We start from the raw sequence: 16293 nt of genomic DNA on the forward strand, positions 1-16293 counted from the left end.
ATGGACGGCACACACCGGTCACGCGATATGAACGGTTACGTGCCGGACAGGCGTCGCCTCTGGCCGCCCTACCCGTTGCGCACCTGCCGCTCACGCTGAGCGCCCGGTGCATCGTAAAGGGAGAGCGAGTTGCAACGATGCGCGGTGCCGGGATACGAAGTCGGTACGGCGCCGTACCGGGCCTCGAGAATGAACGATCGGATGCCGGTCGCCCACGTCGAGCCGGCATTGGTGCTGCCGGCCACGCCGCCGAACGAATACGAGCCGCTCAGCGTCAGCCCGTACCATTTCGGCGACGTGTATTCGAGCGTGTTGTTCGCGCGATAGGTCGTGTCGAGCCCGTCGACGTCGCCCGGGTGCGCGCCGTAGTAGCCGGTGATCCACGTCGTCGGGCTGAACGCGGACATCGTCTGGTAATACGACGCTTATTGCCGCCCTGCAGTCAGTGTGCCGTAGGTCGCATTGGTCAACCCGACCCACGCCTGCCGCCCGAACATCGCATCGGTGTACTGCGTCGCGCCGGTGCCCGAGTTGAAGCCCGATTCGAGCGTGAAGATCGCCTTCGTGCCTCCGCCGAGATCCTCGGCCCCCTTCAAGCCAAAACGGCTGCCGGCCCACACGCCCTGGTTCATCCTCACCACCGATTTGCCGCCGATCGTCGAGCCTAGCGTCGTCGCGTTGCTCTGGTAGCCGATCCCGTTGTCGACGATCCCGTACAGCGTGACGCTGCTCTGCGCAAACGCCGGTGCGGCCGCCGCCATCGCGATGGCGGTCAGCGCGCCCCGTGATGCTGCTTCTTCTTCGATCTGTCTCCTTCCTTGCCTTGTTGAATGCGCGAGTTGTTGTGGTCGTGGCACACCGTCGTCAGGTCACGGACGATACGCATGCCAGCCGTTACCGCCCTTGCAGACGAGTTGCGAATCCTGGACCTGACATTGCGCCTCGTAACCCGGCGAGTACAGCCATTCGCCGGCCCAGTGCAGGTCGACGAACGGGTCGGCCCTCGGCGCATCGGCCACGAAGTTCGCCGCATCGTCGGTGCTGCCGCTGCCCGTGTAGCGCGCGGTGGCCGGATACGGGAACACCGGACGCGTGCGGGTCGTGTTGCCGTTCGCGTCAACGATCGATGCGACGATCCTGCCCGGCGTCGCGCCCGTCTCGGTCCATGCCATCAGCGGCGACAGGATGTCGAACACGTTCGGCCCCTGCCCGCCGCCGCAGTGCGCGACGCCTGGGAACAGGTAGAAGCGCGCGAAGCGGTCGACTCTCGCGTCGCCCATGTAGCGCTTCATCGCTTCGTAGTACTCGATGCTCGAACGCGGCGAGATATGCTGGTCTTCCAGCCCGTGCCACAGCAGCAGCTTGCCGCCGTGCCCGGCAAAGCGGCTCAGGTCGGGATCGGTCGCGGCAAGGTAGTTCGATACCGGCACCATCTTCGCGAAGCCGTCGAGCGTGAACTTCAGGTCGCCGATCGCCGCGGACGGATACGACGCGTTGTAGTAGTCGAGATAGCGCAGGAACGGCAGCACGAAGCCGATCGTGCCGCTCTGTGCGGTTGCTGACGCCGGGACGAAGAGGGTCCAGTTCAGCTCCGAGCCCCATTCGCGCGAGACGAGCGGCTCGAGCCGCGTGCCGTCCGGGGTCGTCGCGCCGTCGTGAATCCGGCGGACGACGTCGGCTTCCTGCGGCATCAGGCAGGTCGCAGTGGATTGGCCTTGCGCGCAGACGATCGTCGCGGGATCGAAGTGACACGCGCGCGGGTTGTCGATCACGCCGTCGACCACGCCGTCCAGCCCGTCGCACGCCTTCAGCACGGCCGCGTGCAGCATCGGCAGCTTGCCGGCGAGCAGGATCGCGTTGCCCGTCTTCGGGTCGGTGTTCACCGCGTTCGGCCATGCATGGTGGAACGTGTTCTGCACGAGCAGGTCGTTTGCGGGTGCACCGGCGGCGATGCCGTCGAAGTCGTCGGGGAAGCGCTGCGCCTCCATCAGCGCTTCGCGTCCGCCGTCCGAGCAGCCGTCGAAGTACGCGTAGCGCGCGGGCCGTGCATAGAACTTGCCAATGATCGCCTTCGCGACCTGCGCCGTTGCGTGTTCGGCGCGATACGCGAAATCGAGCTTCGCCTTCGGGTCGAGCGCCCACGAACCGTCGTTGCCGCCTTCGTGGCCCATGTCGGTCGCGGCCATCGCGATCGTGCCGTTCGTCACAGGCACGCACGTCGATGCCATCGGCGCATTGACGGACAGGTTGCCGCACAGGCCGCCACAGCCCGTCTGCAGGTAACGCTGCGTCCAGCCCTGCGTAGGCAGCTGCAGTTCGAACAGCGACGCGCCCGGGCCGATCGTGCCCTTCACGTCGCACACGGGCGCCGGCAGCGTGTTGTTACCGACCACCGTGCCGGCCGGCAGCAGCACCGCCGACGTGATCGTGACGGTACCGTCGGTCACGCCGCTCAGGTCGAGCGCCGCGACCGACGGGCACGACATCGCGGGCATCACCGCGGGAAGATTCGCGAGTCCGGCGGTGCTCGCCGCGTTCGCCGCATTGGGCCAGCCCGTCAGCGCCGCACACAGCCACACGATGCCGATTGCCAGCACCCTGGTCAGCGCATCGCGCCTCACGCGTGCCGCGCGATACCATGCGCGCACCGTCCACCCTGCCCTGCAGTTCATCTGCATGCCTGTCTCCTGTCTTTCTTCTGGATATGCCGCTCGCCCGAAACGGACGAAGCGGCGACGTTGTATCGATTCTTCGATGAATCGCGCAATCCGGATCGCCGCTCACCACTTCATCAGTATGACTAATCTCATCTCGGGAACCCGTTGCGAAGAACGGTGAATCCCATCCGATTCGTTTATCGATCCGGTCGCATCGGCTTTATGCGGGCTCCATCCCATGTTCGCGCTTCATGTGCGCGACTTGCGGCGACGCAAGATACGCGAGGAACCGCGCCGCGGCCACGCGATCGCGCGCGACGGCAGAGACCGCGGCGGCGAACACCGTCACGGCCTGCACGGCGTCGGGCAACGCGCCGACGATTGCGACGCCCGGCACGTCCATCAGCTCGCTCAACTGCTGAAAGCCCAGCTCTACGTCGCCGGATGCGATCAACGCGCCGACCGGCACGCCGGGCGGGGTCTGTACGATACGCGCCGCGATCGCGTCGGCGATGCCCCAGCGGGCGAACAGGCGAGTCAGGTGCGTGCCGCTCGGCCCCGTCGAATAGCCGATCCGGCCGGCGCCCAGGATCGCATCGCGCAACGCCGTCTCGGTACCGATCTCCGGCCGCCGCGCGCCAGTCGCCACCGCGACCGCGATGCCAGAGCGCGCGACATCCACGCGGCTGCCCGGCTCGACGTGACCGTCCGCCGCGAGCCGCTCGATCGCTTCGGACGCGAGCACGACGACATCAAATGGTTCACCGTCTCGCACGCGCCGCGCAGCGTCGACGCCACCGACCGACGTGATCGCGATGCTCGTGCCCGTGTCGCGCTCGTAAGCGGCGGCAAGCCGCGCGAGCAATGGCCGCGTCGCCATCGACGAAATGCCCGTGACCGTCACCGCTGCTTCCGGCGTCTGCATCATCGCGTCCACCTGCATCAGTCGATATAGCGCAAGCCGGCCTGACGCAGCGGCTCGCGCATGTCGTACATGTCGAGGCCAAGCACGCCGGACGCGAGCTTCGCGCGCTTCGCCGCTTCGTTCGCCTCTCGCGCCGCCGCCTTCTCGAGCACTTGCGCCGCGCGCGCGGCCGGCACCACGGCCACGCCGTCGTCGTCCGCGACGATCACGTCGCCGGGATGGACGAGCGCGCCTGCACACACGACCGGCACGTTGACCGAACCGAGCGTTGCCTTGATCGTGCCTTTCGCCGAAATCGCCTTGCTCCAGACCGGGAACTGCATCGCCTCGAGCACCGCGACATCGCGCACGCCGGCATCGATGATCAACGCATTCGCGCCGCGCGCCCTGAAGCTGGTCGCGAGCAGGTCGCCGAAATAGCCGTCGGTACAATCCGCGGTGATCGCCGCAACGACCACATCGCCCGGCCGGATCTGTTCGGCCGCCACATGCATCATCCAGTTGTCGCCCGGATGCAGCAGCACCGTGACGGCGGTGCCGGACGCCTGCGCACGCGGGTAGATCGGCCGCATGTACGGCTTCAGCAGCCCCGTGCGGCCCATTGCCTCGTGCACCGTCGCCGAGCCGAGCGCGCCGAGCCGAGCCGCCACATCCTTGTCCGCACGCTGGATCGTGCGGTACACCACACCGAGTTCAGTCATGATCAAAGCCCCTTCGCTTTCAGTTGCGCATCGAGGCGCGGATACACGCGCCGCGCATTGCCCTCGTAGATCTTGTGACGCGCTTGCGCATCGAGCGAGGATGCGTCGATGTAGCGCTTCGTGTCGTCGTAGTAGTGACCGGTTTCCGGGTCGATGCCGCGCACCGCGCCGATCATCTCGCTCGCGAACAGGATGTTGTCGACCGGAATCACGCCGGTCAGCAGGTCGATGCCGGGCTGGTGATACACGCACGTGTCGAAGAACACGTTGTTCAGCAGATGGTCCTTCAACAGCGGTTTCTTCAGCTCCTGCGCGAGCCCGCGGAACCGCCCCCAGTGATACGGCACCGCGCCGCCGCCGTGCGGGATCACGAAACGCAGCGTCGGGAAATCGCGGAAGAGGTCGGAGGTCAGGCACTGCATGAACGCCGTGGTGTCGGCGTTCAGGTAGTGCGCGCCCGTCGTGTGGAAGCACGCGTTGCAGCTCGTGCTCACGTGGAGCATCGCGGGAACGTCGTACTCGACCATCTTCTCGTAGATCGGGTACCAGTAGCGGTCCGACAACGGCGGGCTCGTCCAGTGGCCGCCGGACGGATCCGGATTCAGGTTGATCGCGACGTTGCCGTATTCCTCGACGCAGCGGACAAACTCCGGAATGCAGGTCGCGACATCGACGCCCGGGCTTTGCGGCAGCATCGCGGCCGGCACGAAGTGATCGGGAAACAGTCGATGGATGCGATGGCACAGCTCGTTGCACACGGCCGCCCACGTGCTCGACACCGCGAAGTCGCCGATGTGATGCGCCATGAAGCTCGCGCGCGGGCTGAAGATCGTCAGGTCGAGGCCGCGCTCGCGCATCAGCCGCAACTGGTTGTGTTCGATCGATTCGCGAAGTTCGTCGTCGCGGATGTTCAGCTCGGCCGCCTTCGGTTGCTCCGACGGACTGCCGAGCGCCGCGATCTGGCGATTGCGCCACGCTTCCAGCGCCTTCGGCGCGGTGGTGTAGTGGCCGTGAATATCGATGATCATTGATGCTCCTGCATTTGATGAGGTGTCCGGCACCATGCACCGGCCGCGCCGGACGGCGGTGTGCGACGTGCGTCAGTGCGCCGGATTTTCGAGTTCATGCGGTCCGGGCACGGCCGCACGCTGCGTCGTCATGATCGCGATGGCCGCCAGCGTGGCCGGCACCGCGAGCATCGACAGGATCGCGTCGAACTTCCAGCCGAAGCCGAGCAGCGCACCGCCGATCGCCGAGCCGAAGATGCTGCCGAAGCGGCCCATCCCGAGCATCCAGCTCACGCCGGTTGCGCGTGCCACGGTCGGATAGCGGCCCGGCGCATACGCATTCAGCCCGGTCTGCGCGCCGCTCATGCAGAAGCCGGCCGCGAACACCAGGAGCGCGAGCGACGACGACAACGCACCGGCCCAGGCGAGCACGGCCACGCACAGCCCGCCGGCGAGATACGCGGCGCCGATCACCGGCGCCGGCCGCACGCGATCCATCAGCCAGCCCACGCCGATCGCGCCGATCGTGCCGCCGATCTGGAACATCGCGGTCACGTTCGCGGCCGTGCTGACGGATAACCCGGCATCCTTGATCAGCGTCGGCAGCCAGCCGGTCAGCAGGTAGATCACCAGCAGCCCCATGAAGTACGTGATCCACAGCGACAGCGTCACGCGGCCATAGCCTTGCGAGAACAGAACGCCGATCGGCTTGCGCGTCGGCAGCGGCGGCTCGTTCGACACGAACGTCTCGTTGCCGGTGAACCGGGCACCGCACACGCGGTTCAGCAGCGCGCCGACGCGTTGCGACGGCGCACCGCGCACGGCCAGGAGCCGCGCCGACTCAGGCAACAGCCACAGCTGCAGCGGAATCAGCAGCAGCGGCAGCGCGCCGCCGAACAGCAGCACCGCTCGCCAGCCGTGCAGCGGAATCAGCCAGCCGGCGACGAAGCCGATCAGCGCCGAGCCGAGGTTGAAGCCTGTAAACATCACGGTGATCATCAGCGCCCGCATCCGCTGCGGCGCGTACTCGGACAGCAGCGTCGTCGTGTTCGGCATCGCCGCGCCCAGGCCGATGCCCGTGAGCAGCCGCAGCACCGCCATCTCGAACGGCGAGTGCGCGTGCGCGGTCACGATGGTGAACACGCCGAACAGGAACACCGACGCGATCAGCACACGCTTGCGCCCGAACCGGTCGGCGCTCGGGCCGGCCAGCAGCGCGCCGATCACGAGCCCGATCGGCGCCGCGCTCATCACGAGCCCGAATTCGGGACGTGAGATCGCCCAGTCGCGAATCACCGACGGTGCGACGAACCCCATGATCGCGACGTCCATCCCGTCGGCGATCACGACAAGGCAGCACAGCACGACCAGCAGCCACTGGTAGCGCGACACCGGCTGCTTGTCGATGAACGACTTGATGTCGATTGTCTTTCCACTTGTCATCATGACTCTCCTGTCTCCTTTGCGACGATCGACTGATCGATTCGTCATCCTATTTATATGAACTGTTTCACTTCCAGCGTTCCAGTCGCGCAGGCGCCGCGATCCCGCGTGCGCCTTCGTCTTCGTTACGTGTTGCCCGGCTGGTCCGCGCCGTCCCAGCCGAGCGGCCCGGCGCTCTTTCCGGCTACCGAGTACAGCGCGCCCGGCGCGTTGCGCGTGCGTTGGAAGTCCTCCAGCGATTCGCCTCGCATCGCCGCATAGATATGCAGGTTCGATACGCCCGTCACCGCGCCGAGCTTTTCCAGCAGGAAGAAGATCACGCCGTAGCGCTGCAGGCCGAGCCAGTCGCGCCGGCGGATCAGGTCGCGCTCCTCCGTGCTGAGGTCCGCGGCCGCGAAGCTCGCTTCGGGATCGCTCAGGAACTGCGCGCGATGGGCGGGCTCGATCATCCGGTGCAGATAGTCGTTGATCCGGTACGCGCGGACGGCTCGCTCGATCGTGAACGGATAGGTGCCCGGCAGTTGCTCGACGCCGGCGAGTTCGGCCGCGATCCGTTGCCGGTGACGCTCTGCCACCGCCTCGTCGACTTCAGTGTCCGCCGGCTCGTAGACGGCCGTTGCGATCCCCGTCATCGACGGCAGGTAGTAACTGCGGTGGCGGCACACTACGCCCGCCGGCAACGCGCCGCGCATCGTGAGCCACATCACGACCTCGGTGCCTTCGAAGCCGCCGAGCGTCGCATATTCGCCGAGCGGCATGCCGGCCAGGCGCTCCGGGTCGCGCTCGAGCAGATCGAGAAAACGTGCGTCCCATTCGGGATTGTTGAAGCCCGAACGTTCGCCATGCACCTGATGCGACAGTCCGCCGGTCGCGACGATCGCGACGCGCAGGTCCTCCGGATAGCTTTCGATCGCGCGGCGCAGCGCCTGGCCAAGCCGGTAGAAGCGGCGCGCGGACGGCACCGGCAGCTGCAGCACGCCCATCTGCAGCGGCACCAGTTGCACCGGCCAGTCGGGCCGGTGCGGACACAGCACCGACAGCGGCGAGAAGCAGCCATGGTCGAGCGGCTTGTTCTGGAAGAACGACATGTCGAACTCGTCGGCCATCAGCGACTGGCCGATATGCGCGGCGAGCGCCGGGTGGCCGGCGACCGGCGGCAGGTCGCGCGCGCCGCCGCCTTCGTCCGCTGGATGCCACTGCGGCCCGACGCCGAGCGAGAACGCCGAATAGTGATCGAAGAAGAACGACGTCACATGGTCGTTGTAGATGAACAGCAGCACGTCGGGACGCTTGTCGGCGAGCCACGCGGCCAGCGGCGCGAAGTTTTCGAAGATCGGCGCCCAGACCGGATCGTCGTGCTTGTTCTTGTCGAACGCGAACCCGATCGTGGGCGTGTGGGAGGCCGCAATGCCTCCGATAATCCGTGCCATGCCAATGCTCCTTCGTATGCTCCGACGCGGTCAGGCCGCGCCGTTCGTTACTGACTGAATGAGTGTGCGTTCGCTCGCTGCGCGCCGGTGCGGCTACGGCGCAAGGCTGCGCTTCACGACCAGCGCGAGCGGAACGGCGAACACGAAATGCGACATGAACCCGCCGATGATCACGTTCGGGTCGAAATAGTTCGGATGATTGCTCGACGCGATCATGATCAGCGCGTGCATCACGATCCACGCGACGATCGCGAAGAACAGCGCGACGAACGTCGCCTCGAAGCCGCGCCGGCGAAACCACGGCCAGATCGCCGCGAACACGATGCCCCACGACAGCGCGAAGGCGAAATGGATCGCGGTGCCAATGAAGTACGCGCCAATGCCGAGCGCGTCCTGTGCGGCCTTGCCGAACACGAGCCCCGTCGCGTTGCGCGGGATACCGGCGAGCGGCATCAGATGCTGCGCGCCGACCCACACGAGCGCCTCGTAGACCCAGATCAGCACCGCGCCCGCGAAGCCGCCGCGAATGCCCGCGCGTACCGTATCGGAAAGCGGCGTGCTGCCCGCCGATGCGTCCGTCGATCCGCCTGCTCCGATGATGTGCTGTCGTCCCATTGCGCTGCCTCGCTCGTGGTTGCAGGTGCCGCGCCGCGCGCAAGCCCCTTTCGTGATCGGATCGGGCGAACAATGAATCAGATGGCGGCCCGATGCGCCGGCAACCGTGTGCTTGCGGTCCCCGGGATCGAAATTACTCAGTCGGCGGCCAGGCCAGACAGTCAGGGTAAACCCTGATTTTTTGGCGAATCTGCATATCTGGCAGGCTTTCAACCGGGATGCGAAGCACCTCGCCGACCGCCCGGAAGCCCGCCGGATATGGCGCTAGCGCGTCAGCGTTCGGCGGCCCGCGAGCCGCAACCGGTCACTAGGTGATTCATTGCCGATAAATAAAACAGATGGGTCGATAAGCACGACGCAAGCTCTGCCGCCACCGTTCCGGTAAAGTCGTTCAACCAGCTGCGCCGCCGGCGCAGGCCGCCCGGATACAAGCATGTCGTGCGCGCGGCTGCCGCCGCGACGCACACCGCCCGAACGCCCATGGACAACACCGAACTTCCGAACCTCGCCTGCTTGTACGCGGTGCAGCGCGTTGCCGAAACGGGCAGCGTAAGCCGGGCCGCCGCGACGCTGTTTCGCGCGCAGTCGGCCGTCACGCGCGCGGTGCGGGAACTCGAAACAGTGGTCGGCGAAGCGCTGTTCGATCGCAAGCCGTCCGGAATGCTCACGACGCCGGTCGGGCGTGCGGTGCTCAAGCGCGGCGAGCGCGTGATCGCCGAACTCGGTGCGCTCGCGAACTGGTGTGCGCTGCGCCAGTCGCGCCGCCGCGCGTCGGCCGACGGCGGCCTGCCCGCGTACCTGCTCAACACGCGGCGGCTCCAGCTGTTCTCGACGCTCGCGCGGCACCGGCACATGCCGAGCGCCGCGCGTGTGCTCGGCGTCACGCAACCGGCCGTCAGCAGCGCGATCCGGATTCTCGAGAGCGGCGCGGGCTTCGCGCTGTTCCATCGACATCCGCGCGGCCTGCTGCTGACGGCCGACGGCGAGACGTTCCTGCTGCACGTGCGGCGCGCGCTGAACGAACTGCGGCACATCGCCGACGACGTCGCCGCGCTGCACGGCAGCATCCAGGGTGCCGTGACCGTCGGTGCGCTGCCGCTCGGCCGCACCCTGATGCTGCCCGAAGCGGTCGCGCGCGTCGTCACGCGATTTCCGAAGGTGCGCGTGATCACCGACGAAAGCGCATACGAGGCGCTCGTCGCCGGCGTGCGCGCGGGCGACATCGACTTCATCCTCGGCGCGCTGCGCGCGAGCGATCCGGCGAGCGACCTCGACAGCGAACGGCTGATGTCCGAGAACCTTGTCGTCCTTGCGCGTCACGATCACCCGCTCGCCGGCGTGCGCAACCTCGCGCTTGCGAGCCTCGCCGGTGCGCAATGGATCCTGCCGCGCAGCCATTCGCCCGCGCGCGGCCTGTTCGAATCGCTGTTCCGGCGCATGAAGCTCAAGCCGCCGATGGCGACGGTCGAGAGCGCCGACCTCGCGGTGATTCGCGGCCTGCTGCGACACACCGACATGCTCGCGGTGCTGTCCGCGCAGCAGCTGCACTATGAATGCGAAGCGGGACTACTCGCCGTGCTCGACGTGCCGATGCACGGAACCACCCGCGACATCGGCCTGATGACGCGCGCCGGCAGCCCGCCGACACCGGCTGCGCGTGCAGTGATTGACGCGCTTCGAGTGGTGGCGACCGAGGTTGCACGCACGCCGCACGCGACGGCCGCTGAGCGATAACGAAAGCGCATGGCTGTCGCGTCGGATTCGAATCGCGCCCGGCGCGTGCGTTGCCGCGCAATCCGGTCGATATACGGTGCGGCTGTTGGCCGAAGCGCGACGCGCACTGGAAAGTATCAACTTCCCTGCGGCGCCATCGCCGGGCCGGCAGTCGCGCTCACGCGTTGCGCGGAACCCGAGTTTCAACAGGCAATCACGCTGTGATGACAAGGCTCCGTAGCTTGCTGGCGCGCTCGTCCCGACGACAGGATCGGCACGCGACAGCGAATTGCGGTTGGGGCGAAGCGAACGACGCTGAACGACTGCGGCACGCAACCTGGCTATCGCCGTCGAGCAATGAAATGAACGCCTCCCACCCAAGCCGAGACGACGGTGCCGACCTATAGTTAGACGGCCAAGGAGTCTTGGTACAAGTCGGAGGTCGATATGCTGCTCACGCCAGTCGGGATTGACATCGCGAAGTCAGTAATTCAGGTGCACCACATGGACGCAACCACGGGCCGCACTGTCAGCAAGACGGTCAAACGTGCAAGCTTTTTGCAGTATTTCGCAAATCGTCCCCCTTGCCTTATCGGAATGGAGGCATGCGGTGGCGCGCAACATTGGGCACGTGAACTGACAAAACTGGGACATCAGGTCAGGCTGCTCTCACCGAGATTCGTGAAGGCATTCAACATCGGCAACAAGAGCGATGCGGCGGACGCGCGAGCGATCTGGCTGGCTGTCCAACAGCCGGGCAAGCAGGTTGCCGTAAAAACCGAAACGCAGCAGGCAGTGCTTGCCATGCATAGGGTCCGCGAGCAGCTTGTGAAGATGCGGACGATGCAGATAAATGCTTTGCGCGGTCTGATGACCGAATACGGAGAGGTTATGGGCAGGAGCCGCGCGACCCTCGAAAGAGAAATGCCAGGCACCCTGCAAAGGCTCGCCGAACGTCTACCGGAAATGCTGATCGACACGTTGCGTGAAAGATGGAGCGAAGTCGCACGAATGGATGAGCAGATCGCAAGGATTGAGCAACGGCTTCGCGTCTGGCTAAAGCAGGACAGAAACTGTTCAGCCATCGCAGAAATTCCTGGTGTCGGCCTCCTTACTGCCACGGCGGCCGTGGCCACGATGGCTGATCCCAAGTCGTTTAGGTCGGGGCGAGAGTTTGCAGCGTTTATAGGGCTCGTTCCCCGACAGTCTGGATCGGGCGGAAAGGTAAATCTGTTTGGGATCAGCAAAAGGGGCGACAGCTATTTACGCACGCTCTTAACTCACGGAGCGCGCTGCGTACTGGCAAATGCCAAAGACCCGGGTCCTTGGGTCGAGCAGCTAAAGAAGCGACGGCCAGCGAACGTGGTAGTTATCGCTCTGGCGAACAAGCTTGCACGAATCATCTGGGCTGTCCTCGCACACGATCGGCCCTATGAAAAGAGCTATGGGAGTGTTCGTCCGACGTGAACATACTCCCCCATCGGAGCCGGTAAACAGCAACTCAGCCAAAAAACTCATTGTGCTGTACATGTACTATCAACAGGTTGCGCAGGCGCTTCGCTGATATGACAGAACAGGTAGGACCGGGACTCGCTGAACCTGGGTTGTAATGTGAGCTCCGAGCTCGTTTGAGCAATGAGGTGCGAGTCAGCGGATTTCATCGGGGCCCGCAGCAGTGGTTTGAGCTGCAATCAGGCCGGATATACAGCTGCAGCCCGTCTTGTTCTGAATTTCAAGCAAAGCTTCTCGCAAAGGGAGGCGTTCATATACATTACAACGAGAAGCCTCCCCTGAGCGCGTTGAAATATCGTTCGCCACGAGCGTTCCGACGTGCGATGGGTTCAGCATCCTTGGTGTGATGCTGTGTCCGGGATTACAGGGTCAGCTCCAAGACCGATGCAACGGGCTATTCTCGGATCGTCAGCATTCGCCATGGACTGACCAACCCACTGCGGATGACAGCGGCATCGCCCCCGGGGCCATTCAAACGCACCAAAGCGAATCGCCGATTTGCTCGTTCCGATCAGATACCTCGCGCTCACGAGAATCAAACTCCTCTGCAGGTCAAGCGCTGTGCGTCCAGGCCTTCGCCGCCACTGGCCGCTCTTCTGGCCCAACTCATTGCAACGGGGTGCGACGCGCGGTCTGGAGCCAAGTCTGTCGCATTTCTTACCGCAAACGACCAAAATGATCGATTCGATCATATAAGGGTTTTCATTGACTGATTCGATCACGATATCCGCTAGAATGCACACATCAAGCAAATTTTTGATCGAACCGCGCAAGTCCATCGAAGAACATGACGGACAACGCGTTCCCTCATACGAATTGCATTGGATGGCGTGCTCAGCGACGCGGTCTCTGCCGCCAGCGCTCGGCCCCACTGATTCCGGCATAACCCCGGAGACGGCGATTCCACGGGCCGTCCCGTCCTCGATGGAGCAAGCATGTCAATGTCGTTCAAGGGGATCGTTCCCGCGCTGATCACGCCGATGACGGCAGACGAGAACGTCGATGAAGAGGGTCTGCGCGCGCTGGTCGAACGACTGATCGAGTCGGGCGTGCACGGGCTCTTCGTCCTCGGTACCAACGGCGAATTCATCGCACTGAGCGAAGCAGAGAAGCTGCGCATCGCGAGCATCACGGTCAGCCAGGCCCGTTCGCGCGTGCCCGTCATCGCCGGCACCGGCGCCTACGCGACGCGTGACGTGATCGACCTGAACCGGAAGATGACCGAGGTCGGCGTGGATGCCGTATCGGTGATCACGCCGTATTTCAACGGCGCGACGCAGCCCGAGCTCTACGCGCACTACAAGAAGATCGCAGAAGCAACGCAGCTGCCGGTCATGCTCTACACGATCCCCGCGAAAGCGGGCATCACGCTGACGGTCGATACCGTGCGCCGCCTGTCGGAGATCTCGAACATCCGCGGCATCAAGGACAGCGGCGGCGACTTCGATCGCTTGCTGCAGCTGATCAACCTGCGGCGAGACGACTTCGCGGTCTTCACCGGCACCGACTCGATGATTCTCTGGACGCTGATCGCGGGTGGCGACGGTGCGGTCGCCGCGACGACCAATGCCGTCCCGCACGTGGTCATGTCGATCTGGAACAAGTTCCAGGCCGGTGACATCGCCGGTGCGCGCGCCGCCCAGGAATCGCTGCGCGCGCTACGCGACGCGTTCGCGCTGGGCACGATGCCCGTCGTGCTTAAAACCGCCGCGCAGATGCTCGGGATGCCCGCGGGGCCCGCGCGGTCTCCCGCGCAACCGCTTGACGACAGTGCGCGCGAGCGACTGGCGCAAGCGCTCTCCATTTACCACGACGCCGCACGCGGCCACTGAAACAGGTCATCAGCATGACGACTTATCACTTCCAGACTGTCAAGCACATCGTCCACGGCGCCGGCAGCCTCGCCACGCTCCCCGACAAGCTGTCGTTGCTCGATACGCCGGTCGAGCGCATCGCGCTGATCACGCAGCCCGCAATGGAAGCGCTGGGTGTCGCCGATCGCGTGATCGAATCGCTCAAAGCGAAAGACGTCGACGTGCGCATCATTCGCGGCGTCGAGCCGGAGCCGACCATCGGCAACGTCGAGACAGTGTACAAGGAGCAGATCGAGCCTTTTGCGCCGCAGGCGATTCTCTCGATCGGCGGCGGCAGCGTGCTCGATGCGGCGAAGCTGTTCGCGGTCCGGCTGACCAACGACGAACCGCTGCGCAACTGGCTCGGCATCGACCTCGTCAAGCACCCCGGCGTGCCGATGATCCTGGTGCCGACGACCGCCGGCACCGGCTCCGAAGTCACGCCCAACGCAATCGTTACGCTGCCGGACGAATCGTTGAAGGTGGGAATCGTCAGTCGTCACCTGCTGCCGAAAATCGTGATTCTCGATGCGGAACTGACGCTCGGCCTGCCGAAGCCGATCACGGCCGCGACCGGCATGGACGCGTTCGTGCATGCGCTCGAATCGTACATCTCGACGAAGGCGAACCCGATCAGCGACATGTACGCGATGGAGTCGATGCGCCTGATCGGCGCGAACATCGTCGAGGCGTACGAAAACGGTCAATCGCTGAAGGCACGCGAAGCGATGATGCTCGGGTCGATGTACGGCGGTCTCGCACTCACCGCCGCCGGCACGGCCGCCGTGCATGCGCTGGCCTACCCGCTCGGCGGGATGTTCAACGTCACGCACGGCGTCGCGAACGCGATGCTGCTGCCGCACGTGATGGCCTTCAACCTCGATGCGATCGAAGGCCGGCTGTCGAACGTTGCGCGCGCACTCGACCTGGCTGCGACAACGGATTCGGACCCGGTCGCAGCACGCAAACTGATCGACAAGATGGTGGAATGGACGGCGGCCGTCGACATTCCCCAGGACTTGCGCAAATTCGGCGTGTCGGAAGAACATCTCGACGCGCTGGCGATTGCGGCATCGAAGGTCAAGCGCCTGCTCGGCAACAATCCGAAGGCGCTGACGCTCGACGACATGAAGTCGATCTACCGTCGCCTGCTGCCATGAACACGGTCACACAGGACGCACCGCGGCTGCTGATCGTCGCCGACGACCTGTCGGGCGCGGCCGATTGCGCGGTGGCCGGCTTGCGTCACGGTTTGACGGCGATGGTCGTGCTCGACGCGCAGCATGCGCCGGCGCCGATGAGCGGTATCGACATCCTGTCGGTCGACGTGGACTCGCGCCGCGCATCGAAGGACGTGGCCGCCCGACGCAACGTCGCCGCCGTCGAGTCGCTGTCGCGTGCAGGCACGCGCGTCTACAAGAAGGTGGATTCTACGTTGCGAGGCAATGTCGCTGCTGAAGTCGCCGCACTGGCGTCAGTCCTCGGCATGGCGATCGTCTGCCCCGCCTACCCGGCATCCGGACGCACGACGCGAGACGGCCGCCAATGGGTTCGCGGCGTGCCGGTCGAAGCGAGCGAATACTGGCGCAACGAAAACATCCCTGGCAAGGCCGACCTGGTTGCGCTGCTTTCAGCCGAGGATCTGCGCGTCGCATACGCGACAATCGGCGCGGTGCGCGGCGAACCGGACACGCTCGCGGCATACCTGCGCCAGTGGCAAACCGACGGCGCGCAAGCCGTCGTATGCGATGCGGAGTCCGACGATGATCTGCAACGCATCGCCCGCGCATCGGTCATGCTCGACGACGTATTCTGGGTGGGCTCGGCAGGTCTGGCGCCCGCCGTCATCGAAGCGCTGGCGCCAACCCGAAGCACGACCGGTCCGGCGGCCGATCGCGAGGATCCGCAAGGTCCCGTGCTCACGGTCGTCGGCAGCATGTCGAGTATCTCGCATGCGCAGCTGGAGTGCCTCAAGGTCAACGCCGGCGCCAGCCTTGTAGCGCTCGAGGTCGCTGTCGCAGCGCTGGATGACCCGCGCAACGACGTGACGACTGTCGTATGCGACGCCCTGCGTCGCGGCCAGCATGTGGTGGTCTCGTTGAGCCAGACGCAGCGCGGTGATGTGCAGGACGGCCTGCTGTTCTGCAACCGTCTTGCCGCGTTGCTGGCGCCCGCCGTGCGCCACGCAGGCGGGATCATCGCGACGGGCGGCGAAACAGCGCGCGCGCTGCTCACCGCAGCCGGCGCGAGCGCCTTGCGGGTCGTCGACGAAATCGAGGACGGCATGCCGCTCCTCGAATGCCGGCTGCAAGGAAAGACACTCCCCGTCGTGACCAAGGCGGGCGGCTTCGGCCAGCCCGCGTCGATCCATCACGCGTGGCACCGGCTTGCGAATGAAGGCAAGACGACCAATACAGCTCAAACCAATTTGTGAAGG

Annotated in this window: 12 protein-coding genes and 1 pseudogene; 5 read left to right on the forward strand and 8 right to left on the reverse strand. The window is 65.3% G+C overall.

The window, feature by feature from the left end:
- Window positions 1–197 precede the first annotated feature (197 nt).
- The 8 genes and pseudogenes from ACT2FV_RS13955 to ACT2FV_RS13990 all read right to left on the reverse strand — a co-directional run.
- Window positions 198–761, reverse strand: a pseudogene (locus ACT2FV_RS13955) (porin); the annotation flags it as partial.
- A 108-nt stretch (window positions 762–869) separates the two neighbouring features.
- Entirely contained in the window at window positions 870–2678 is a 1809-nt protein-coding gene (locus ACT2FV_RS13960) for a tannase/feruloyl esterase family alpha/beta hydrolase (RefSeq protein ID WP_151047962.1), read from the reverse strand.
- Window positions 2679–2877: 199 nt separating this feature from the next.
- Window positions 2878–3585 (reverse strand): substrate-binding domain-containing protein, encoded by a 708-nt coding sequence (locus tag ACT2FV_RS13965; protein WP_444504117.1) that lies wholly within the window; start codon window positions 3583–3585, stop codon window positions 2878–2880.
- Window positions 3586–3599: 14 nt separating this feature from the next.
- Window positions 3600–4283 carry a 4-carboxy-4-hydroxy-2-oxoadipate aldolase/oxaloacetate decarboxylase gene (gene ligK / locus ACT2FV_RS13970; RefSeq protein WP_444504118.1) on the reverse strand — a complete coding sequence of 228 codons (684 nt, stop codon included), beginning with the start codon at window positions 4281–4283 and terminating at the stop codon, window positions 3600–3602.
- Between the two features lie 2 nt (window positions 4284–4285).
- Window positions 4286–5311 carry an amidohydrolase family protein gene (locus ACT2FV_RS13975; protein WP_444504119.1) on the reverse strand — a complete coding sequence of 342 codons (1026 nt, stop codon included), beginning with the start codon at window positions 5309–5311 and terminating at the stop codon, window positions 4286–4288.
- A gap of 72 nt (window positions 5312–5383) precedes the next feature.
- Complete coding sequence (locus tag ACT2FV_RS13980; RefSeq protein WP_444504279.1) at window positions 5384–6733, reverse strand: MFS transporter; 1350 nt, start codon at window positions 6731–6733, stop codon at window positions 5384–5386.
- A 125-nt stretch (window positions 6734–6858) separates the two neighbouring features.
- Entirely contained in the window at window positions 6859–8163 is a 1305-nt protein-coding gene (locus ACT2FV_RS13985; protein WP_444504120.1) for a gallate dioxygenase, read from the reverse strand.
- Between the two features lie 93 nt (window positions 8164–8256).
- Window positions 8257–8778: a hypothetical protein gene (locus ACT2FV_RS13990; RefSeq protein ID WP_124629177.1), complete on the reverse strand. Its 522-nt coding sequence runs from the start codon at window positions 8776–8778 to the stop codon at window positions 8257–8259.
- Between the two features lie 480 nt (window positions 8779–9258).
- On the opposite strand from ACT2FV_RS13990, the gene ACT2FV_RS13995 reads away from it, so the two are divergent.
- From ACT2FV_RS13995 to ACT2FV_RS14015, 5 genes are all read left to right on the forward strand, one after another.
- Window positions 9259–10512 (forward strand): LysR family transcriptional regulator, encoded by a 1254-nt coding sequence (locus ACT2FV_RS13995; RefSeq protein ID WP_444504121.1) that lies wholly within the window; start codon window positions 9259–9261, stop codon window positions 10510–10512.
- A gap of 426 nt (window positions 10513–10938) precedes the next feature.
- Window positions 10939–11958: an IS110 family transposase gene (locus ACT2FV_RS14000; RefSeq protein ID WP_124557756.1), complete on the forward strand. Its 1020-nt coding sequence runs from the start codon at window positions 10939–10941 to the stop codon at window positions 11956–11958.
- Between the two features lie 980 nt (window positions 11959–12938).
- Window positions 12939–13835: a 4-hydroxy-tetrahydrodipicolinate synthase gene (dapA, locus tag ACT2FV_RS14005; RefSeq protein ID WP_124629173.1), complete on the forward strand. Its 897-nt coding sequence runs from the start codon at window positions 12939–12941 to the stop codon at window positions 13833–13835.
- A 14-nt stretch (window positions 13836–13849) separates the two neighbouring features.
- Window positions 13850–15016, forward strand: coding sequence for an iron-containing alcohol dehydrogenase (locus tag ACT2FV_RS14010; protein WP_151047959.1), 1167 nt, complete (start codon window positions 13850–13852; stop codon window positions 15014–15016).
- The gene (locus tag ACT2FV_RS14015) at window positions 15013–16290 is read left to right on the forward strand and encodes a four-carbon acid sugar kinase family protein (RefSeq protein WP_444504280.1); all 1278 of its coding nucleotides are present in this window, start codon (window positions 15013–15015) and stop codon (window positions 16288–16290) included. Before ACT2FV_RS14010 ends, ACT2FV_RS14015 begins: the two co-directional genes overlap by 4 nt.
- Window positions 16291–16293: the final 3 nt, after the last annotated feature.

The organism is Burkholderia sp. PR2, assembly GCF_052372875.1.
Classification (GTDB): Bacteria; Pseudomonadota; Gammaproteobacteria; order Burkholderiales; family Burkholderiaceae; genus Burkholderia; species Burkholderia diffusa.

Excerpts from the sequence above, each read along its gene's own strand:
- ACT2FV_RS13960 (WP_151047962.1), bottom strand. The coding sequence starts at position 2,678 with ATGCAGATGAACTGCAGGGCAGGGTGGACGGTGCGCGCATGGTATCGC.
- ACT2FV_RS13965 (WP_444504117.1), bottom strand. The coding sequence starts at position 3,585 with ATGATGCAGACGCCGGAAGCAGCGGTGACGGTCACGGGCATTTCGTCG.
- ligK (WP_444504118.1), bottom strand. The coding sequence starts at position 4,283 with ATGACTGAACTCGGTGTGGTGTACCGCACGATCCAGCGTGCGGACAAG.
- ACT2FV_RS13975 (WP_444504119.1), bottom strand. The coding sequence starts at position 5,311 with ATGATCATCGATATTCACGGCCACTACACCACCGCGCCGAAGGCGCTG.
- ACT2FV_RS13980 (WP_444504279.1), bottom strand. The coding sequence starts at position 6,733 with ATGACAAGTGGAAAGACAATCGACATCAAGTCGTTCATCGACAAGCAG.
- ACT2FV_RS13985 (WP_444504120.1), bottom strand. The coding sequence starts at position 8,163 with ATGGCACGGATTATCGGAGGCATTGCGGCCTCCCACACGCCCACGATC.
- ACT2FV_RS13990 (WP_124629177.1), bottom strand. The coding sequence starts at position 8,778 with ATGGGACGACAGCACATCATCGGAGCAGGCGGATCGACGGACGCATCG.
- ACT2FV_RS13995 (WP_444504121.1), top strand. The coding sequence starts at position 9,259 with ATGGACAACACCGAACTTCCGAACCTCGCCTGCTTGTACGCGGTGCAG.
- ACT2FV_RS14000 (WP_124557756.1), top strand. The coding sequence starts at position 10,939 with ATGCTGCTCACGCCAGTCGGGATTGACATCGCGAAGTCAGTAATTCAG.
- dapA (WP_124629173.1), top strand. The coding sequence starts at position 12,939 with ATGTCAATGTCGTTCAAGGGGATCGTTCCCGCGCTGATCACGCCGATG.
- ACT2FV_RS14010 (WP_151047959.1), top strand. The coding sequence starts at position 13,850 with ATGACGACTTATCACTTCCAGACTGTCAAGCACATCGTCCACGGCGCC.
- ACT2FV_RS14015 (WP_444504280.1), top strand. The coding sequence starts at position 15,013 with ATGAACACGGTCACACAGGACGCACCGCGGCTGCTGATCGTCGCCGAC.